The following is a 19,868-nucleotide window of genomic DNA, read 5'->3' on the forward strand; positions in this document are numbered from 1 at the left end:
CATTTAGTCCTCTGAATGCGGGAGGACCGAAGTACATGAAGGCCCCCTTCACTGCGCCTAGCGCAAGGAAGGGGGCCTTCATGTACTTCGGTGGGGTGTGACCTCAGCGGGAGGCGGCTTCGAGCTCCACGGCGCGCCGCATGGTCGCGCGGGCCCGCTTCCGGTCCCCCGCGATCTCGTACGCGTAAGCCAGCCGGTACCAGACCCGCCAGTTCTCCTGATCCGCCTCGACCTCGGCGCGGCGCTCGTCGAACCAGGCGTCCGCGGCGTCGCGATCCACCCGGCCCGAAGGCCGCCGGGGCAGATCCGACACGTCGGGCAGGCCGCCTTCTTCGTCCAGCCGCCGCGAGAGCCGCTGGATCTGGACGCCGGAACGCCAGGTGGTCGCGATGATCCAGACGCCGAGCAGCGGCAGCAGCAGGACACCGACGCCGAAGATCACCGGCACCGTCTCGCCCGTACGCACCAGCGCGATGCCCCGGCCCGCCAGCAGGACGACGTAGACGGCGAGCGCCGCCGTCATCACCAGCGCGAAGTTGCGGGCCCTCACAGGTCGAGGATGTTCTCGAGACCGACCGTCAGGCCGGGCCGCGTGAGCACCGAGCGCACGCCGAGCAGCACACCGGGCATGAACGACGTGCGGTGCAGCGAGTCGTGCCGGATGGTCAGGGTCTCCCCCTCGCCGCCGAACAGGATCTCCTCGTGCGCCACCAGACCGGGCAGCCGGACCGAGTGCACGCGGACGTCGTCGACGAGCGCGCCGCGGGCACCGTCCACTTCGGACGTCGTCGCGTCTTCGCCGGGTACGAGACCGGCTTCCGCGCGGGCCTCGCCGATCAGGCGCGCGGTGTGCGCGGCGGTACCGGAGGGCGCGTCGGCCTTGCGGTTGTGGTGCAGCTCGATGACCTCGGCCGAGTTGTAGAACCGGGCCGCCTGCTGGGCGAACCGCATCGCCAGCACCGCGCCGAGGGCGAAGTTCGGCGCGATGAGCACGCCGAGCGACGGGTCGGCGGCGAGCCACGTCCGCAGCTGCTCAAGCCGTTCCTCGCTGAATCCGGTGGTGCCGACGACGGCGTGGATCCCGTTGCCGGTCAGGAACTCCAGGTTGCCCATCACCGCTTCGGGATGGGTGAAGTCGACGACGACCTGTGCCTGCTTGAGCGCCGACAAGTCGTCCCCGGCGTCGAGCGCGGCGACGAGTTCCATGTCGTCGGCGCCGTTGACGGCGTTGACCACTTCCTGGCCCATCCGGCCGCGTGCGCCCAGCACACCGACGCGAATTCCAGCGGTCATGATGCGATCACCTCGTGCAGATCGTCCGGCAGGTCGTCGGCGTGAGCGTACGGCCCGACGACCGCCGCCGCCGACACGCCACCAGGGCGGTGCAGCAGAGTGCGAGCGAGCGCACAGACCTCTTCGGTGGTGACGGCGTCGATCCGCGCCACCGTGTCGTCGACGCCGAGATACCGGCCGTAGTTCAGTTCGTTCTTGCCGATGCGCGACATCCGCGACGAGGTGTCCTCCAGGCCGAGCACGAGCCCGCCCCGCAACTGCCCCTTCGCCCGCGCGACCTCGGCTTCGCTCAGCCCGTCCTTGCCGACGAGTTCGAGCACCTCGCGGATCACCCCGGCGACCTCGCCGAGCTTCTCGGGCTGACAGCCCGCGTACACGGCCATGTGACCGGCGTCGGCGTAGCTCGCGACGGACGAGTACACCTGGTACGCCAGCCCGCGCTTCTCGCGGACCTCCTGGAACAGGCGCGAACTCATCCCGCCGCCGAGCGCGGCGTTGAGCACCGACTGCGCGAACCGCCGGTCGTCGTGCCGCGGCAGCGAACGCAGGCCGAGCATCACGTGCGCCTGCTCGGTGTCGTCGGTGTGCAGCGCGAGTTTCGGCGCCATCGCGATCCGCGCCCGCCCGCCGCGCGGCGGCACCGGCGTCGCCGATCCGGTCAGCTTGTTCCGCAAAGCCTTGCGCACCAGGCGAAGCACCTGGCCGTGCTCGATGTTCCCGGCGACGGCGAGCACCATCCGGGGCAGCGTGTAGCGGCGCCGGTAGAACCCGCGCAGCGCCGACGCCGACATCTCGATGATGGACTTCTCACTGCCGAGCACCGGACGCCCGAGCGCGTGATCGCCCAGGATCGCGCCGACGAACGTCTCGTGCAGCAGGTCTTCCGGGTCGTCGTCCCGCATCGAGATCTCTTCGAGCACGACACTGCGCTCGGTCTCGACGTCCTTGTCCGTGCACAACGCCTCGAACACCACGTCGGTGACGAGGTCCATCGCGAGCGGCAGGTCCTCGTCGAGCACCTGCGCGTAGTAGCAGGTGTGTTCCTTCGCGGTGAACGCGTTGAACTCCCCGCCGACCGCGTCGATCTCCTCGGCGATCTGGGTGGCGTCGCGGTTCGTGGTGCCCTTGAACAGCAGGTGTTCGAGGTAGTGCGCCGCACCTTCGACCGACGACGGCTCGTCCCGCGATCCGACGCCGACCCACAGCCCGACCGTCACGGACCGGGAAGCCGGGACGTGCTCGGTGATGACCCGGAGGCCACCGGCCAGCACACTGCGCTTGACCACCGCACCGTCCGAAGTGGACTCCAGCGTGCGGGTGCTGCCGATGGGCTGTTCGTGCCCGGAGATCTGACGAGCCAACGGATCCCTTACTCACATGTCAGGAAAGGGTCGTTCAGGACGGAAATGTCCTGAACGACCCTTTCATGACGTTTCACATCGGTCTGGCAGGACTACTACGCGTCGGCCTTCGGGGCCTCGGCCTTGTCGCCCTCGGCGGGCTTCTCGGCGGCGTCGTCTTCCTTGACCACGATCAGGCTGATCTTGCCGCGGTTGTCGATGTCGGCGATCTCGACGCGGAGCTTGTCGCCCACGTTGACCACGTCCTCGACCTTGGCGATCCGCTTGCCGTTGCCCAGCTTCGAGATGTGCACCAGGCCGTCCTTGCCCGGCAGCAGCGAGACGAACGCGCCGAACGCGGCCGTCTTCACCACGGTGCCGAGGAAGCGCTCGCCGACCTTGGGCAGCTGCGGGTTGGCGATGGCGTTGATCTTGTCGATCGCAGCCTCCGCCGACGGGCCGTCGGCCGCGCCCACGTAGATCGTGCCGTCGTCCTCGATGGAGATGTCGGCGCCGGTCTCCTCGGTGATCGAGTTGATCATCTTGCCCTTCGGGCCGATGACCTCGCCGATCTTGTCCACCGGGATCTTCACGCTGGTGACGCGCGGGGCGTACGGGCTCATCTCGTCCGGGCCGTCGATCGCCTCGGCGATGACCTCCAGGATGGTGAGGCGAGCGTCCTTCGCCTGCTTCAGCGCGGCCGCGAGGACCTCCGACGGGATGCCGTCGAGCTTCGTGTCGAGCTGGAGCGCGGTGATGATGTCCTTGGTGCCGGCGACCTTGAAGTCCATGTCGCCCATGGCGTCCTCGGCACCGAGGATGTCGGTCAGCGCGACGTAGCGGGTCTCACCGTCGACCTCGTCGGAGATCAGGCCCATGGCGATGCCGGCGACCGGCGCCTTCAGCGGGACACCCGCGTTCAGCAGACCCATGGTCGAGGCGCAGACCGAGCCCATCGAGGTGGAGCCGTTGGAGCCCAGCGCCTCGGAGACCTGGCGGATCGCGTACGGGAACTCGTCCCGCTTCGGCAGGACCGGGACCAGGGCGCGCTCGGCGAGCATGCCGTGGCCGATCTCGCGCCGCTTCGGCGAACCGACGCGGCCGGTCTCGCCGGTGGAGAACGGCGGGAAGTTGTAGTGGTGCAGGTACCGCTTCGTGGTCTCCGGGGAGAGCGAGTCGATCTGCTGCTCCATGCGGAGCATGTTCAGCGTGGTGACGCCCAGGATCTGGGTCTCACCGCGCTCGAACAGCGCGGAACCGTGCGCCCGCGGGATCACGGCGACCTCGGCGGCGAGCGACCGGATGTCGGTCAGGCCGCGGCCGTCCATGCGGATCTTGTCCGTGAGGACGCGCTTGCGCATGATCTTCTTCGACAGGGCCTTGAACGCCGCGCCGATCTCCTTCTCACGGCCCTGGAAGGCTTCGCCCTCGCCCAGGCCGATCTTCTCCAGCACCGCGGCCTTGACCTGGTCGGTCGCGTTGTCGCGGTCCTGCTTGCCCGCGATGGTCAGGGCGTTGGCGAGGTCGTCGGTCGCGATGGCGGCGACGGCTTCGAACGCGTCCTGCTCGTAGGCGAGGAAGACCGGGAACTCGCCGGTCGGCTTGGCGGCCAGCTCGGCCAGCTGCTGCTGGGCCTCGCACAAGACCTTGATGAACGGCTTCGCGGCTTCGAGGCCCTCGGCGACGGCGATCTCGTCCGGCGCCTTGCCGCCCGCGGCGATCAGGTCGAGAGTTTGTTCAGTACCCTCGGCCTCGACCATCATGATCGCGACGTCACTGTCCTTGCCTCCAGCGCCGGCGGGCCCGCTCACGATGCGACCGGCGACCACCATGTTGAAGGTGGCCTCTTCGAGCTGCTTCCAGGTCGGGAACGCGACCCACTGGCCGTCGATCAGCGCGACGCGGACGCCGCCGACCGGGCCCGAGAACGGCAGGCCGGCGATCTGCGTCGAGGCCGAGGCCGCGTTGATCGCGAGCACGTCGTACGGGTCGTCCGGGTTGAGGCTCTGGACGGTGATGACGACCTGGATCTCGTTGCGGAGACCGTCGGCGAACGACGGGCGCAGCGGCCGGTCGATCAGGCGGCAGGTCAGGATCGCGTCGGTCGACGGGCGACCCTCGCGACGGAAGAACGCGCCGGGGATGCGTCCGGCGGCGTACATCCGCTCCTCGACGTCCACGGTCAGCGGGAAGAAGTCGAAGTGGTCCTTCGGGTGCTTCGACGCGGTGGTCGCCGAGAGCAGCATGGTCTCTTCGTCGAGGTACGCGACGACGGCGCCGGCGGCCTGACGGGCCAGGCGGCCGGTCTCGAAGCGAACGGTGCGGGTGCCGAAACGGCCGTTGTCGATCACGGCTTCGGTTTCGTGCACGGTGACTCCGGTGGAGTCGGTCATAGGGTGTATCTCCTCTTTTGATCCTCTGTAACGGCGCGAGTCTCCCACCCTGGGACCTGTTTCGCCTGCGGACGCTCGAGGAGTGAGGCCGGTCTTCGATCGAAGCCCCCGGGCCGTTGCCCGGGAACCACTACCGAGGACCGGCGGACGGTTCCCCGGGCGCGCTCGCGCCGCGTTGTTTCCTAGACCGAGGGGGAGCGACCGATGTGGTCACTCCCCCTCGGGTTCAAGCTATCGGCGAAGGCCGAGACGCTGGATCAGCGCACGGTAACGCTCGATGTCCACCTTCATCACGTAGTTCAGCAGCCGGCGGCGACGGCCGACCAGCAGCAGGAGCCCGCGACGGGAGTGGTGGTCGTGCTTGTGAGCCTTGAGGTGCTCGGTGAGGCCGACGATGCGCTTGGTCAGCAGCGCGACCTGGGCCTCCGGGGATCCGGTGTCCGAGTCGTGCACGCCGTACTCGGCAAGGATCGACTTCTTCTCTTCGGTGGACAAAGCCACAGTGGTGCTCCTAGATATTCTGTGCCGTGCGGCCCGGACGATGCTTCACGCCGGGTGAGACGGTCACGGCCGCCACGGACTGCAGCCGGACCCAATCATCGAGGTTACCAGCCTCGTGATCAGCGGCTTCAGGCGCGGGCGTGGTTCAACGCGTACGACCGGATCACCCGGTAGCGCGGCAAGCCCCGCTCACGGTCACTGCTCATCAGAACGGCCTCGGTCGCCGTCCAAGTCTCACTGGTGAATCCGGCCAGCCGCTCCTCCCACGCGCTCGCGGCTTCCGGCCGGTCGCGGGGGAAGCGGGCCAGTGTCAGGTGGGCCACGTACGGCCAGCCTTCACTCTCCGCGCCGGCCTTGACGGCCAGCTCGTGGAGCCCGGTTCCGGTGACACTCAACCACAGGACCCCGGGGAATGTCGCGGCCTTTTCCAGCCGGAGGTCGATCGGCCCCGCCCCGACGAGGCGTTCAGCCAGCCAGTCGCCCCGCTCGGCCGCGTCTTCGGCGCCGTAGAAACCGAGGGTGATGTGCCAGTTCTCGCGCCCTGACCAGCGGAAATCGCCCTTCTCGGGTGTACCCAGCGCGGTGGCGACCTCGTCGAGGACGCCGTCCGGCGGGATCAGGGCGCTGAAAAGCGTCATCGTCAGGTGTGCTTGGCCGCCCGGCGCAGCAGATCCGCCAGTGACGGGAAGTCCTCGTCGAGCAGCTTCGCGGCTTCGGTGAGGTCTTCGTCCTCGCCGATGTCTTTCAGCGCCACGAGCACACCCTGGTCGTCGGCGACGGCGCCGACCGGGATGCTGTCCCGGCCCACCGTCGGCCGCGAGTCGCGGACGTCTTCCAGCGCCTCCTGCATGGCCTTGCGGTCCCCGGCGGCGACCGCCGGGACCAGCACCTTGCGTTCCAGCATGATCATCTTCGCGAGCACGACCGGGTTGCCGATCTTCGCCCGCCGCCCGCTCATCACCTGGCTGAGCATGGGGGCGCTGATACCGAGGACCTCGGCGAGGAAGGCCTGGGAGATGTCGAACGCGACCACCAGTCTCCGCACCCGATCGCCGAGCGGCTCCCCGTACCACTCCTTCTGCAGCGCGATGTTCCGCTGGACGATCTTGTGGTCCTCCACCTGGTCCGCTCCCCTAACCCCGTCGAACACCCTGCGCGGTCCGTGACATCTTGCCACCGGAACGCACCGTGACGGGTGTGTTTGTCGATTCTCGTCCGGCTCCGTCCGGGGCCGGTCAGTCCTGCTCGCCCAGCATTTCCCTCGTCCGCGCGACATCCTCGTCGATCTGCTTCACCAGACCTTCCGACGTCGGGAAACGGACCTGATCCCGCAGCTTGGCGACGAAATCGAGCGCGACGTGCTGCCCGTAGAAATCCTCGTCGATGTCGAGGACGAAGGCCTCGACGGTGCGTTCCCGCCCCGAGAACGTCGGGTTCGTCCCGACCGAGACGGCGGAGCGAAGCCGTCGGCCAGGATCCGACGAACGGGTGAACCAAGCACTGTAGACACCGTCGGCGGGCACGGCGGCGAACCGCGGCGTCGACAGGTTCGCCGTCGGGTAGCCGAGATCGTGCCCCCGGCGGTCACCGCGGACGACGATGCCCTCCAGCCGGTGCGGCCTGCCGAGCGCCTCGGACGCCGCGACGACGTCGCCGGCGTCGATGCACGAGCGGACGTAGGTCGAGGAGAAGGTGATCTCGTTGTCCGCCTGCTCCTGGGCGAGCAGCCCTTGCAGTTCCGCCCCGTGCGCCACGAAACCAAACCGTTTCCCCAACGTGCGCAGCAGGTTGACGTCACCGGCGGCCTTCGCGCCGAAGGTGAAGTTCTCCCCCACGATCACCGCGGCCGCGTGCAGTTTGTCCACCAGGACCTCGTGCACGAACTCGTGCGCGGTCAGCCGCGACAGTTCAAGGGTGAACGGCAGCACGCAGAAGACGTCCACACCGAGGCCCTCGACCAGTTCCGCCTTGCGGCGCAACGTGGTCAGCTGCGCGGGATGGCTGCCCGGCCGGATCACCTCCGACGGATGCGGGTCGAAGGTCAGCACCACACTCGGCACGCCGCGTTCGGCGGCGGCGCGGACCGTCCTCGTGATCAGCTCCTGATGCCCGCGGTGCACGCCGTCGAAGACGCCGATCGTCACCACGCACCGTCCCCAGCTCCCGGGGAGGTCACCCAAACCACGCCAACGCTGCACTTGTAGCCCCGTCTCCTCCAGGCCTGCTCCGGACACCACCCTAGGCCGTGTCCTGCAAGGCACGCTCGCGGGCTTCGCGCCCAGGTGGCCCATCGACCGGCCTTACAGGACACGACCTAGGCGGGCAGCAACACGACCACCGAGCGGGCCAGTTCGCCTTCGTCCGCGGCAAGCGCGAGCACCCGGCCGTCCGGACCGAACATCCCGTACGTGCCTTCGATCCCGGCCGCGGGCACCCTCTGTCCATATCGGACCGCCTGGGCCGCGCGGGCGTCCAGGTCGCGGCGCGGGAACGCGGCGGCGACGGCGGCGTCGAGATCGAGTGACAGCTCCGGCTTGTCTTCGAGCTGATCGAGCGTGCGGGCCTTGGCGAGGGTGAACGGCCCGACCGTGGTGCGCCGCAACGCGAGCAGATGCCCGCCGACACCGAGTCCGGCACCCAGATCGCGGGCCAGCGCCCGGACGTAGGTCCCCGACGAACACTCGACGACGGCGTCGAGTTCGATCCGGCCCGCCTCGCGGCGGGTGGCGAGCAGGTCGAAGCGGTGCACGGTGACCGGACGCGGCGGGATCACGACCTCTTCGCCGGCGCGAACGCGGGCGTAGGCGCGTTTGCCGTCGATCTTGACCGCGCTGACCGCGCTCGGCACCTGCTGGATGTCGCCGGTCAGCGCGGCGATCCCGGCGGCGATCTCGTCGTCGGTGATCTTCTCGACGGCGTCCGCGGCGGCTTCGGCGATCGGCTCGCCCTCGGCGTCGTCGGTCGTGGTCGACAGTCCCAAGGAGAGGGTCGCGAGGTAGGTCTTGCGGTCCAGGGCGAGGTGGCCGAGGAGTTTGGTCGCGCGTTCGATGCCGAGCACCAGGACACCGGTGGCCATCGGGTCGAGGGTGCCGGCGTGCCCGACCTTGCGGGTGCCCATGAAGCGCCGCGCTTTGGCGACGACGTCGTGGGAGGTCATCCCGGACGGCTTGTCGACGATGACGAGACCGGGCGGCGGGGCGGGACGTTTCTTGGCTTGAGCCTGATTGGGGCGCGACACGGCCCGAACCCTATCTTTCGGGCCTTCGCCTAGGACGAGACGGGCAGCGGCGCTTCGGCGTCCCAGCGGCGCCGCCGGATCTGCACCGGGATCCGCTCGCCGCGGGCCTCGGCCTCGAACAGCGCGGCGCGGGTGCGCCGCCACCACACGAGCATCCGGAAGGTGCCGAACGCCAGCACCGCGACGACCGACAGCAGCGCGAGCCGGAACGCGCCGCCCGTCCACTCCAGCAGGACGCCGACGGCGAGCGCGGAGATGGTCGTGGCCACGAATCCGCCGACGTTCACGACACCGGTCGCGGTGCCGACGCGCGAGAGCGGGTTGTAGTCCCGCGCCAGCGCGAAGCCGATCATCGACGCGGGGCCGCCGAGGGAGAGGAAGGCGAACGCGGGGACGAGGACCGCCATCGGAGTCGTCCCGCTCCAGCCGAGCAGCACCGCCCACATCACCGCGGCACCGCCGATGTACCCGCCGACGAGCGGCATCCGCAGCGACGGGCGCCGTCCGATCAGGCCGCCGATCACCGGGCCGCCGATCATCGAGCCGAACACGAACACGATCAGCAGCGAACTCGCGGTGGACTTCGGATAGCCCTGACCCTGCACCAGGAACGGGACGCCCCACAGCATGGTCAGCACGTTGGGCGCGAACATCGTGCTGAAGTGGACCCAGAAGCCGAGCCGGGTCCCCGGAGTGCGCCACGCTTCGGCGACCTGGCGGCCGAGCAGTTTCGGATGCACCTTTTCGCGCACGGGCTCCGGCTCGCCGGGCGGGTTGTCCTTGACCCGGAGGGCGACGACGGCGGAGTACAGCGCCGTCACCAGCCCGACGGCGAGGAACGTCGGGGTCCAGCCGGGACCGTCGAGCAGCAAGCCGAGCGGGACGGTCGCGGCGAGGTTGCCGACGTACCCGATGGCCCCGGTCAGCGCGGCGAGCAGGGCGTACTGGCGGCCGGGGAAATGCGCGGCGATCAGCCGCATGATGCTCACGAATGTCAGCGCGTCCCCGAAGCCGACGACGGCGCGGGCGAGCAGGCCGAGCGGGTACGAATCGGCGGTCGCGAGCAGGATCTGGCCGAGTCCGAGGAAGAACACGGCGGCGGTGAGCACGCGGCGCGGGCCGTAGCGGTCGACGAGGACGCCGGTGGGGATCTGCATCGAGGCGTAGACGCCGACCTGCAGGACGGTGAACGTGCCGAGCGCGGCCGCGCCGACGCCGAAGCGGTCGGCGGCCTGGAGCCCGGCGACGCCGAACGAGGTGCGGTGGAAGACGGCGAGGAGGTAGACGGTGACGGCGGCGAACCAGATGAACCAGGACCGGCGGGTGGCTCGGCCTGTCACAGTGATCCTCCTCGAGAACGGTTTTCGGGCAAGAAAGACGCCCGCGCTGCCGCCTCATATAGTTGTAGCTCCTAAGCAACGGCGAAACATACCCGTTACCCGGGTGGTTTTCGCCACAGCACGCGATGGCCTCGGTGCTGGTGAGCGCGTGTCATGAGGGGTCCCCTCAGGACATTTTCCGTCCCATGGGGACCCCTCATGACACTCCTCAGGCAGCGCGGACGGCGCCCTCCACGGCCCACCGCCCCGAACGCCACCGCACCAGCAGGGTCGCCAGCCGCAGCAGCATGAACAGCGAGAGCCCGGTCCAGATCCCGGCCAGCCCCCAGCCGAACGCGAGCGACAGCCAGATCAGCGGCAGGAACCCGAGCGCCGCGCTCAGCAGCGTCGCGTTGCGCAGGAACGCGGCGTCGCCCGCGCCGAGCAGGACGCCGTCCAGCGCGAACACCACCCCGGCGATCGGTTGCAACGCGACGAAGAACCACCACGCGTGCGGGATCTCGCCGAGCACGGCCGCGTCCGAGGTGAACACCCTCGGCAGCACCCCGGCCAGCGAAGCGAACACGACACCGAGGAAGCAGCCGAAGATCAGCCCGTACACCGTGATCTGGCTCGACACCCCGCGCGCCCGTTTGCTCGCGCCGGCACCGAGGGCGGCCCCCACGAGCGACTGCGCGGCGATCGCGAGCGAATCGAGCACGAGCGCGAGGAACGTCCACAGCTGCAGCACGACCTGGTGCGCGCCGACCGCCTCGGTGGACGTCCGCGCGGCCACCGCGGCGGCGGAGACGAAACACGCCTGGAAGGCGAGACTGCGCAGCACCAGGTCCCTGCCGAGGCCGAGCTGGGCGCGCATCACCTTCGGCTCCGGGCGCAGCGGGACCCGTTCCCGCACCAGCGCCACGATGAACAGCGACGCCGAGATGACCTGCGCGACGACGTTCGCGATCGCCGAACCTTCCAGCCCCCAGTCCGCGCCGTACACCAGCACCGGGCACAGGACGGCGGAGATCCCGTTGCCCGCCAGGACATAGCGCAACGGTTTCGCGGAATCCTGGACACCGCGCATCCAGCCGTTGCCCGCCATCGTGATCAGGATGAACGGGGTCCCGAACAGCGCGATCCGCAGCCAGGAGACGGCGGCTTCGGTGATCGCGGCGTCCCCGGACAGCACCCGCGCGATGGGCGCGGCCAGCAGCTGCCCGGCGACGATCACGACCAGCCCGACGATCACCGCCAGCCAGGTCGCCTGGACCCCCTCGCGGACCGCGTCACCCCGTCGTCCGGCGCCGTGCAGCCGTGCCGTCCGCGACGTGGTGCCGTAGGAGAGGAACGTCAGCTGGCTCGAAACCTGCGACAGCACGACACCGCCGACGGCGAGCCCGGCCAGTGGCAACGCGCCGAGGTGCCCGACGACGGCCGTGTCCACCAGGACGTAGAGCGGTTCGGCGGCGAGCACACCGAGCGCGGGCACGGCGAGACCGAGCACGCGTTTCGGGGGGACACGCTCGTCGACTTCGGAAGCTTCAGGCACCGATGCAGACTAGACGTCTGGTACGACAGTCCCAGTCGCCGGGAAGATCAGCGGAGGAACGGTTCGTACCGTTCCTGCTGGCGGAGCGACTCGATCTGCCGCACGGTGTCGAGCGCGACGCTGACGAGGAAGACGAGCACCACCAGGAGGGTCACCCCGGCGAAGGGAACCCTCGGGCTCACGTCCAGCAAGGCCAGGGCGACGGCCGGGATCAGCGCGACCACACCCGAGCAGAGCGCTCCGACGCCGATGATCCGGTGGCGCACGTAGCCGATGTAGTCGGCCGTCCACTGGCCCGGCCGGATCCCGGGGACGAAGCCGCCCACGCGCACGAGATCACGGGTCACCTGGTCGATGTCCATCGTTCCCACCGCCCGGAGGAAGGCGAAGAGGCACACGAGCACGAAGTAGATCACGATCCGCCCGGGGTTTCCCTCGTCGCGCAGCCAGTCCACGCCGGGCCAGAGCACCGGTAAGGACAGCAACACCGCGGCGAGGACGGCCGGGCTGTTCGACTGGGGGAACCGAAGCGGGATGTAGGACGGGCTCCCGCCGTAGGCGCGCACACCGATCATCCGTTTCGCGTACTGCACCGGGATCCGGCGCTGCGCCTGCGCGAAGACGATCGTGAGCACCGTGATCGACAACGTCACGACGGCCACGACCGCGATGGCGGCCCAGCCCTTCGTTGCGTACAGGCGCGGGAACTCCGCCGGCAGCACCGCCAGGACCTGCGCGAGGAGCAGGATCCGGACGCCGTCGCCGAATCCCCGGTCGGTGATCACCTCGGTCAGCCGCAAGACCACGGCGGCGCCCGCCGTCAGGCACGCCACGGCCACGGCCCCGCCGAGGAAGCCCAAGCCGCGGAACACGACCACGGCGATGGCACCCAGCAGGCCGAGTACGACGGTGAGCCATCGCTGATACCGCAGCAACGCGCGGGCGCCGGCTTCGCCTTCGGCCCGGAGCCCGGCCAGCCGCGGGCTCAGGATGGTCAGCGCCCGCAGGACAGGCCGGGCCGCCAGACAGGGAAGGACGCCGAACGCGAACACCGGCAGGGTGGACAGGCCACCCCCGGTCGCCAGGTCGAGGATCCAGCGCAGCGGGTGATCGGCTTCCGGCGCGTGGACGGTCACGTGGGGAGCGGGCAGGCTCTGACCCAGCCGGAACAGCACGATCACGCCGAGCGTGACCAGGATCCGGCGGCGGAGGGAGGCGTGAGCGTTCATCGCCGCTCACGCTAGAAACGGCCGATGAAATTACGATGACACCGGCCGTCACCGGGTCACAGCAGCGGCGCCCTCGACAGTGCCGTCCGCAGCTTGCCGAGCACCTCCTCCGCCGTGCCTTCCGCGGTGCACCCGGCCGCCTGCCGGTGCCCGCCGCCGCCCAGTTCCCCGGCCGCGGCCGAGACGTCGACACCGCCCGCCGAGCGCAGGGAGACCGTCCACCGCCGCAGCGGCCCGGTCGGTTCGGCTTCCTTGAGCACCACGGCGACCCCGGCCTCACGCGTGGACCGGATGACGTCGATGACCGCCTCGACCTCCTCCGCGCGCACGCTCCGCGCGGCGTCGAGGGTCACGACAGCGTGCGCGAGCCCGAAGCCACGCGCCTCGTCCGGTTCGAGCCGGGCCCCCGCGAGAACGTCCGAAAGCATCGGCAGCCACGCGAACGGGTGATCGTCGACGATCTCGCGGACCACCTTGTCCGGGTCGACCCCGGCTTCGAGCAGCTTCGCGGCCATCAAGTGAGTGGACGGCCGGGCGCGGCGGAACCCGCTCGTGTCGGTGACGAGCCCCGCGTACAGGCAGCGCGCGATCGGTTCGTCGATCTCGGCCCCGAGCTCTTGCAGCAACGCGAAGACAAGGACGGCGGTGGCTTCGGCGGTGTCGTCGACGACATGCGCCGTACCGAAGAAGACGTTCGACGCGTGGTGGTCGATCACCAGGACGTCGCCCCCGGCCGCGCGGACGGCGTCCACCCGCGGCGCGAGCTTCCCGAGCCTGCCCGGGGTGGGCGTGTCGAGCGCGACCAGCAGCTGTTCGCTCTCCGGCAGTTCGCTCGCGGGGACGTAGAGCCCGCCGACGTCCAGGCCGCGCAGGGTTTCCGGCATCTCTTCGGGCTCGCCGACGGAGACGCGGACCTTGGCGCCTCGCAACTGGAGCGCCCGGCCCAGTGCCAGCGCGCTGCCGAGCGCGTCGGCGTCCGGGCGGACATGCCCGAGCAAGGTCACGTCGTTCGCGCGCGCCAGGAGCGCGGCGGCTTCCTTCAGGTTCGGCACTGGAGTCGCTGTCACAATCAGTCAAGCTACGCTCTACCGGATGTCCGAGTACGCGATCCTGGTCTACCCGTCCGCCAACCGGGTCTACACCGACTCCACCCCGGCCCTGCTGCGCGCGGAGCTGGCGGTGTTCGGCCTGTCCGCGCTGGAGACCGAGATCTCGGAGATCGGCGAGACCGAACTCGGCGGCGTCGGCTACCTCACCTTCACCACGCCCGCCCCGTTGAGCGAACGCGACCTCGCGCTCCTTTCGAACCTTTCCGCGTTGTACGCGCTGTTCGAACTCGGCGACGGCGTCCTGAAACCGGTGACGATCAGCCCGCTCGCGAACTTCGACTCGGATCTGCTGACCATCCAGAAGTACCCGGGCAAGACGAACGAACTGTTCACCAAACTGCTCGTCAACGTCACCCTGCTGTCGACGGCGGATCCGGCCGCGATGCTGGAGAAACCGCTGCACCTGCTCGATCCGCTGTGCGGCCGCGGCACCACGCTGAACCAGGCGATGATGTACGGCTTCGACGCGACCGGTCTCGACGTCGACGGCAAGGATTTCGACTCCTACGAGATGTTCGTCAAAACCTGGCTGAAGCAGAAGCGCATCAAGCACAGCGCGGAATCCGGTCAGGTGCGCCGCAACAAGGTCCGGCTCGGCAGGCGGCTCGACATCGGCTTCGGGATCACCAAGGAGCGGTACAAGGCCGGTGACGTCCGCAAGCTGACCTACCTCAACTGTGACACGCTCACCACGGACGAACTGCTGCGGCCGAACTCGGTGGACCTCATCGTCACCGACGCCCCGTACGGCGTGCAGCACGGCAGCCACCGCACCCAGGACGCGTCGCTCGCGCGCAGCCCGCGGGACCTGCTCGCGGCCGCCGTCCCGGTGTGGACGCGGGTCCTGCGGCCCGGCGGCGCGCTCGGCATCTCCTGGAACACCAACGTCGCGCCGCGTGAGGAGCTGGCCGCGATCCTGGACAAGGCGGGGCTGGACGTCCGCGAGGACGGGCCGTACGCCGGGTTCGCCCACCGGGTGGACCAGGCGATCGTGCGGGACCTGATCGTCGCCGCCAAACCGGCCTGAGGCCGCTCATCCGAAGTACATGAAGGCCCCCTTCCTTGCGCCTAGCGCAGCGAGGGGGGCCTTCATGTACTTCGGTAGGTCGTAGCTACCGGCGAGTGGCGCCGCCACGGGCTTCCAGCATCTGGAACCGGCACCGGCCTCGTTGACCGGAACGGGCACAGCTTCCTAAAGTCGGCTCGACGAGAAGGAAAGCGGCGATCAATGCCGCGCCGACGACAATTCCTTTTCGGTCTATCCCGCTTTCGGCGATTCCTGCTGCCCATTTCCATCGAGACAGGTGTCTTATGACGAGTGACCTGGACGCGCCTCCGGCACCTGCCCGGCCGGAGGAGGCGCTGAAGATCGTACCCGCCCGGCGGCCGCTGACCTGGCTGGCGGCGGCGGTGGTCGCCGTACTGGTGGCCATGGCCGGACACGCCCTGGTGACCAACCAGGCGTGGGAATGGTCGGTCGTCGCCGAGTACGTGTTCGCCGACGCCGTTCTCTCCTCGGTCGTCCTGACGGTGGAATTGACCGTGTTCGGCGTGGTCGCGGGATTCCTTCTGGGCACGGTTCTCGCGCTCATGCGCATTTCCCGGAATCCGCTCCTGCGGTCGGTCAGCTGGACCTACACGTGGATCTTCCGATCGGTACCACTCATTCTCCAGCTGCTTTTCTGGTACAACCTCGCCATTCTCTACAACGAGATTTCCTTCGGCGTCCCGTTCGGCCCGTCGTTCGTCTCTTTCGACACGATGAGCCTGATTCCACCGTTCCTCGCGGCGGGGCTCGGGCTCGGCCTGCACCAGGCCGCCTACTCCGGGGAGATCGTGCGCGCCGGATTCCTCGCGGTCGATCAGGGACAGCGGGAGGCGGCCGCGGCGCTGGGCATCCCGCCTGGGAGGCAGTTCCGCCGGATCGTGCTGCCGCAGGCGATGCGCTCGATCGTGCCGAACGCGGCCAACGAGATCATCGGCATGGTCAAGAACACTTCGCAGGTGTACGTGATGGCGCTGCCGGAACTCTTCTACCAGGTCCAGGTGATCTACAGCCGCAGCGGCCGGGTGATCCCGCTGCTGCTGGTCGCCACCGCCTGGTACCTGCTGCTCACCACACTCCTTTCGGTGGCGCAGTTCTACGTCGAACGCCACTACGCCAAGGGCGCGCTGCGCACCGTCCCGCCCACCCCCTTGCAGAAGGCCCGCGCCGGCCTCGCCAAACTGAAGGCGGCAGCCCGATGAGTGACGGCTTCAAGGTCGACGTCCGCGGCGTCCACAAGGCTTTCGGCGCGCTGACCGTGCTCGACGGGGTCGATCTCCAGGTCCGGCCCGGCGAGGTGACCGTGGTGCTGGGCCCGTCCGGCTCCGGCAAGTCCACTCTCCTCCGGCTCATCAACCACCTCGACCGCGCCGATCGCGGCTTCATCAGCGTCGGCGGCGAACTGATGGGCTACCGGCGTTCCGGCGACCGGCTGCACGAACTGCGCGAACGCGAGATCCTCAAGCAGCGCACGCGGATCGGGTTCGTGTTCCAGAACTTCAACCTGTTCGGGCATCTCACGGCGCTGGAGAACGTCGTCGAGGCACCGATTTCGGCTCAGCGCCGGGCTCGCGCCGAGGCGACGGACCACGCGCGGGAACTGCTCACGCTGGTCGGGCTCGCGGACAAGGCGGACGCCTATCCCCGGCAGCTCTCCGGCGGGCAACAGCAACGTGTCGCGATCGCCCGTGCGCTCGCGGTGCGGCCCGAAGTCCTGCTGTTCGACGAACCGACGTCCGCGCTCGACCCGGAGCTGGTCGGCGAAGTGCTCGACGTGATCAAGAAACTCGCCCGCGGCGGCACCACCATGATCGTCGTCACCCACGAAATCGGTTTCGCCAGGGAAGTGGCCGACACCGTGGTGTTCCTGGACGCCGGCCGCGTCGTCGAACAGGGCCCGCCCGCGCAGCTTCTCGACACGCCCGAGCATCCCCGCACCAGGGCGTTCCTCGAAAAGGTCCTCTAAGGAGTGTCACCGTGAAAAAGCTCTTGTACCCGATCCTGCTCCTGTCGACGGTCGCGCTGGCCGCGTGCGGGACGACCGAGGCCGCGGCCCCCGCCGCACCTCAGCCGGGGACCTCGGGGATCAACATCACCGCGCAGCAGAACCGGGTCCGCGCGCAGAAGGTCGACGCCGTCGCGAATCTCGTACCGAAAGCGGTGCGCGACACCGGGAAACTGACCGTCGGCACCACCGGCAACGGCACTCCCCCGCTGTCGTTCCGCGCCGACGACGACAAGACGGTGATCGGCGTCGAGACCGACATCGCGCAACTGGTCGCGGACGTGCTGGGGCTGGAACTCGACCTTCAGGCGACGTCCTGGGAGAACCTCTTCCTCTCGGTGGAGACAGGCCAGTACGCGGCCGGGTTCTCGAACATCACGGTGACCGAGGAGCGCAAGGACAAGTACGACTTCGCCACCTATCGCAAGGACACCATCGCCTTCGAGGTCAAGAAGAACCGCGATGTGACGGTGAAGGAGCCCAAGGACATCGCCGGGCTCAAGGTGGGGGTGGGCTCCGGGACCAACCAGGAACAGATCCTGGTGCGCTGGGACGAACAGAACAAGGCGGCCGGCCTGAAACCGGTGGAGTTCCAGTACTTCCAGAACACCACCGACTACTACCTGGCCTTGCAGTCCGGCCGGATCGACGCCTACGCGGGCCCCAACCCGACGGCCGCGTACCACGTCGCCGTGGACGGGCAGACGAAGATCGTCGGCACGGTCTCCGGCGGCGGCCAGATCCCGGCCGACATCGCGGCGATGACGAAGAAGGGCAACGGGCTCGCCGAACCGCTGCGCCAGGCCGTTCAGAGCGTGCTCGCGAACGGTCAGTACGCCGAGGTGCTCAAACGCTGGAACCTGGGGAACGAGGCCGTGGAGGCCTCGCGGATCAATCCGCCGGGCCTTCCGCGCAAGTAGTCCTCTGAATGCGGTAGTTCGCTTCGCCGACTACCGCATTTCGTCCTCTGGATGCGGTAGTTCGCGTTACCGACTACCGCATCCAGAGGACGAAACGCGGGGTCAGGCCAGGCGTTCCGCGACGAACTTCATCATCTCGGGCATGATGCCCCGCCAGTAATCGTCGTTGTGCTCGCCTTCGCTCATCTTCCCGACGGCCGGCTGCACCGCCTTGATGAGTTTGCGGTCGGCGCGGGCGAAGGGATCCGAGTTCCCGCACCACACCCCGGTGGACGACGCCGAAAGATCGCCGGTGTGCAGCAACGGCTCGTGGGATTCCCATTGCTCGCGATCCGCGAAGACCTTGCGGGACTTGGCATCGGACCAGCTCACGAACAGCGCGGCGCTCGCCACGGCGACGGCCTTGAGGTTCTTGTGCTCGCGGGCGTAGCGCAACGCGCCGAAACCGCCCATCGAGATCCCGAACATCGCCGACGGCGGGCGCAATTGACGCTGGGAGAGCCAGCCGGGCAGTTCGTCGGCCAGCATCCGCTGCGGGTCGTCGGCCTTGCCGACGTCCACCCAGTAGTTGTCCCCGTCGACGGCCGCGACCGCGAAGGCGGGCAGCCCGGCCGAGACGGCTTGGTTCAACGCGTTCCGCACGTCGAGGTTCAGGAAGGTCCGGGCGTCCGCGCCACGTCCGTGCAGGGCGACACAGACCGGCAACCCGACCCGGGACACGCCGTCGGGGGCGATGATGACGAGGTTGACGTCGCGGTTCCGGGCCGCGGACCGCATCTTCTGCACCGTGACCGCTTCGGTGAGCGGTGTCGGGGAAGTCGGTGGGGCCACCGGCGGCGGCCCCACCAAGGGGGCTTTCTCGGCGCCGCAAGCGGAAAGCAGCGCCGAGCCGCCGAGAGCCGCGGCTCCCAGCAGCAGGCCACGCCTGTTCAGGGCGTGGCCTGTTTCCTCAGCTGCGGGTCTCCTCATCGGCGAACTCATCGTCTGCGGCCTCTTCCCGTGGCGGCTTGTACGGGTCGGCTTCACCGGCGTGCTGTGCTCCGGTCGCCCGGCGGGCGACCTCCGCATCGGCTTCCCTGGCCTTCGCGAGGAGGTCCTCGATGTGCTTGGCTTCTTCAGGGATGCTGTCGGCCACGAAGGCCAGCGTCGGAGTGTAGCGGACTCCCGTGCCCTGACCGACCTTCGTGCGCAGGACGCCACGGGCGGACTCCAGCGCCGCCGCGGCACCGGCGTGATCGGGCGTGGACTCCAGGTTCTCGCCGAGCACCGTGTAGTAGACCGTGGCGTCGTGCAGATCCGCCGTGATCTTCGTGTCGGTGATGGTCACGTGATTGAGCCGCGGATCCTTGATGTCGTGCTCGATCGCGTGCGCGACGATCTGTGAGATCCGCTTGGCGAGCTTGCGAGCCCGAGCGGGGTCGGCCATGGGATTCTTCTCCTCGAAAGATCTTCCGTCAGTCATCCGGGCCGAGCAGCCGGCGGTGGGCGGAGAGCAGTTCGAACTCCGGCCTGCCGGCCACGAGGCGCTCACACGAGTCGAGCACGTCACGAATGTGCTCGCCACTCGCCGCGACCACGGCCACGCCGATCAGCGCGCGCCGGTGCAGGTCTTGATGACCGGCTTCGGCGACGGAGACGTCGAAACGCCTGCGTACCTCGGCCAGCACCGGCTTGATCACGGATCGCTTCTGCTTGAGCGAGTGAACGTCGCCCAGCAGGATGTCGAGCTCGAGAGCTCCTACGAACATGTGGGGTTCTGGGTTGTCTGGAAGGTGAAGCGGGGGGGGCCCCCCCCCCCAGGCGGGGGGGGCGCCCCGCAGAAAAAAAAAACAAGGAAAAAAAAAAAAAAAAAAAAACCCCCCCAAACACCAAAAAAAAACCCAACACAAAAAAAAAAAAAACAACAAACAACAAACACCCA

Annotated in this window: 20 protein-coding genes; 4 read left to right on the top strand and 16 right to left on the bottom strand. The window is 68.8% G+C overall.

Going from position 1 to position 19,868, the window contains the following annotated elements; genetic code table 11:
- Positions 1 to 103: 103 nt before the first annotated feature.
- From ACFWMR_RS36125 to ACFWMR_RS36185, 13 genes are all read right to left on the bottom strand, one after another.
- Entirely contained in the window at positions 104 to 550 is a 447-nt protein-coding gene (locus tag ACFWMR_RS36125) for a tetratricopeptide repeat protein (protein ID WP_378276143.1), read from the bottom strand.
- Positions 547 to 1,293: a 4-hydroxy-tetrahydrodipicolinate reductase gene (gene dapB / locus ACFWMR_RS36130; RefSeq protein WP_378381650.1), complete on the bottom strand. Its 747-nt coding sequence runs from the start codon at positions 1,291 to 1,293 to the stop codon at positions 547 to 549. Before dapB ends, ACFWMR_RS36125 begins: the two co-directional genes overlap by 4 nt.
- A complete protein-coding gene (locus ACFWMR_RS36135) occupies positions 1,290 to 2,654 on the bottom strand; it encodes a M16 family metallopeptidase (RefSeq protein ID WP_378381651.1) in 1,365 nt (454 codons plus the stop codon). Before ACFWMR_RS36135 ends, dapB begins: the two co-directional genes overlap by 4 nt.
- A 95-nt stretch (positions 2,655 to 2,749) precedes the next feature.
- Positions 2,750 to 5,026, bottom strand: a complete 2,277-nt coding sequence (locus tag ACFWMR_RS36140; protein ID WP_378381652.1) for a polyribonucleotide nucleotidyltransferase — start codon at positions 5,024 to 5,026, stop codon at positions 2,750 to 2,752.
- A gap of 231 nt (positions 5,027 to 5,257) precedes the next feature.
- Positions 5,258 to 5,527: a 30S ribosomal protein S15 gene (gene rpsO / locus ACFWMR_RS36145; RefSeq protein WP_003084034.1), complete on the bottom strand. Its 270-nt coding sequence runs from the start codon at positions 5,525 to 5,527 to the stop codon at positions 5,258 to 5,260.
- 128 nt (positions 5,528 to 5,655) lie between these two features.
- The gene (gene thpR, locus ACFWMR_RS36150; protein ID WP_378381653.1) at positions 5,656 to 6,165 is read right to left on the bottom strand and encodes an RNA 2',3'-cyclic phosphodiesterase; all 510 of its coding nucleotides are present in this window, start codon (positions 6,163 to 6,165) and stop codon (positions 5,656 to 5,658) included.
- 2 nt (positions 6,166 to 6,167) lie between these two features.
- Entirely contained in the window at positions 6,168 to 6,647 is a 480-nt protein-coding gene (locus tag ACFWMR_RS36155) for an XRE family transcriptional regulator (RefSeq protein WP_378276139.1), read from the bottom strand.
- A gap of 115 nt (positions 6,648 to 6,762) precedes the next feature.
- Entirely contained in the window at positions 6,763 to 7,725 is a 963-nt protein-coding gene (locus ACFWMR_RS36160; protein ID WP_093936744.1) for a bifunctional riboflavin kinase/FAD synthetase, read from the bottom strand.
- Positions 7,726 to 7,841: 116 nt separating this feature from the next.
- Positions 7,842 to 8,765 carry a tRNA pseudouridine(55) synthase TruB gene (gene truB / locus ACFWMR_RS36165; protein WP_093936743.1) on the bottom strand — a complete coding sequence of 308 codons (924 nt, stop codon included), beginning with the start codon at positions 8,763 to 8,765 and terminating at the stop codon, positions 7,842 to 7,844.
- A gap of 29 nt (positions 8,766 to 8,794) precedes the next feature.
- On the bottom strand, positions 8,795 to 10,105 hold the full coding sequence (locus tag ACFWMR_RS36170; protein WP_208636046.1) for an MFS transporter: 1,311 nt from the start codon (positions 10,103 to 10,105) through the stop codon (positions 8,795 to 8,797).
- A 208-nt stretch (positions 10,106 to 10,313) separates the two neighbouring features.
- On the bottom strand, positions 10,314 to 11,639 hold the full coding sequence (locus tag ACFWMR_RS36175; protein ID WP_093936741.1) for an MATE family efflux transporter: 1,326 nt from the start codon (positions 11,637 to 11,639) through the stop codon (positions 10,314 to 10,316).
- A gap of 47 nt (positions 11,640 to 11,686) precedes the next feature.
- A complete protein-coding gene (locus tag ACFWMR_RS36180; protein ID WP_378381654.1) occupies positions 11,687 to 12,868 on the bottom strand; it encodes a preprotein translocase subunit SecY in 1,182 nt (393 codons plus the stop codon).
- A 56-nt stretch (positions 12,869 to 12,924) separates the two neighbouring features.
- Positions 12,925 to 13,920 (bottom strand): DHH family phosphoesterase, encoded by a 996-nt coding sequence (locus ACFWMR_RS36185; protein WP_093936739.1) that lies wholly within the window; start codon positions 13,918 to 13,920, stop codon positions 12,925 to 12,927.
- 40 nt (positions 13,921 to 13,960) lie between these two features.
- Between ACFWMR_RS36185 and ACFWMR_RS36190 the strand changes: the two genes are divergently transcribed.
- The 4 genes from ACFWMR_RS36190 (at position 13,961) to ACFWMR_RS36205 (ending at position 17,947) form a co-directional block, all read left to right on the top strand.
- The gene (locus tag ACFWMR_RS36190; RefSeq protein WP_378381655.1) at positions 13,961 to 15,004 is read left to right on the top strand and encodes a TRM11 family SAM-dependent methyltransferase; all 1,044 of its coding nucleotides are present in this window, start codon (positions 13,961 to 13,963) and stop codon (positions 15,002 to 15,004) included.
- 284 nt (positions 15,005 to 15,288) lie between these two features.
- Positions 15,289 to 16,224, top strand: coding sequence for an amino acid ABC transporter permease (locus ACFWMR_RS36195; protein ID WP_093936738.1), 936 nt, complete (start codon positions 15,289 to 15,291; stop codon positions 16,222 to 16,224).
- Positions 16,221 to 16,988: an amino acid ABC transporter ATP-binding protein gene (locus tag ACFWMR_RS36200; RefSeq protein ID WP_378381656.1), complete on the top strand. Its 768-nt coding sequence runs from the start codon at positions 16,221 to 16,223 to the stop codon at positions 16,986 to 16,988. The genes ACFWMR_RS36195 and ACFWMR_RS36200 overlap by 4 nt, the downstream gene beginning before the upstream one ends.
- Positions 16,989 to 16,999: 11 nt before the next feature.
- Positions 17,000 to 17,947 carry an ABC transporter substrate-binding protein gene (locus tag ACFWMR_RS36205; RefSeq protein ID WP_378381657.1) on the top strand — a complete coding sequence of 316 codons (948 nt, stop codon included), beginning with the start codon at positions 17,000 to 17,002 and terminating at the stop codon, positions 17,945 to 17,947.
- 102 nt (positions 17,948 to 18,049) lie between these two features.
- On the opposite strand, the gene ACFWMR_RS36210 is transcribed toward ACFWMR_RS36205, so the two are convergent.
- From ACFWMR_RS36210 to ACFWMR_RS36220, 3 genes are read right to left on the bottom strand one after another with little or no spacing between them, the layout of a single operon-like run.
- Complete coding sequence (locus ACFWMR_RS36210; protein ID WP_378381658.1) at positions 18,050 to 18,916, bottom strand: alpha/beta hydrolase; 867 nt, start codon at positions 18,914 to 18,916, stop codon at positions 18,050 to 18,052.
- The gene (rbfA, locus tag ACFWMR_RS36215) at positions 18,897 to 19,373 is read right to left on the bottom strand and encodes a 30S ribosome-binding factor RbfA (RefSeq protein WP_093936734.1); all 477 of its coding nucleotides are present in this window, start codon (positions 19,371 to 19,373) and stop codon (positions 18,897 to 18,899) included. The genes ACFWMR_RS36210 and rbfA overlap by 20 nt, the downstream gene beginning before the upstream one ends.
- 28 nt (positions 19,374 to 19,401) lie before the next feature.
- Entirely contained in the window at positions 19,402 to 19,695 is a 294-nt protein-coding gene (locus ACFWMR_RS36220; RefSeq protein ID WP_093936733.1) for a DUF503 domain-containing protein, read from the bottom strand.
- Positions 19,696 to 19,868: the final 173 nt, after the last annotated feature.

It is taken from the genome of Amycolatopsis thailandensis, from assembly GCF_042723255.1.
Lineage (GTDB): Bacteria > Actinomycetota > Actinomycetes > Mycobacteriales > Pseudonocardiaceae > Amycolatopsis > Amycolatopsis thailandensis.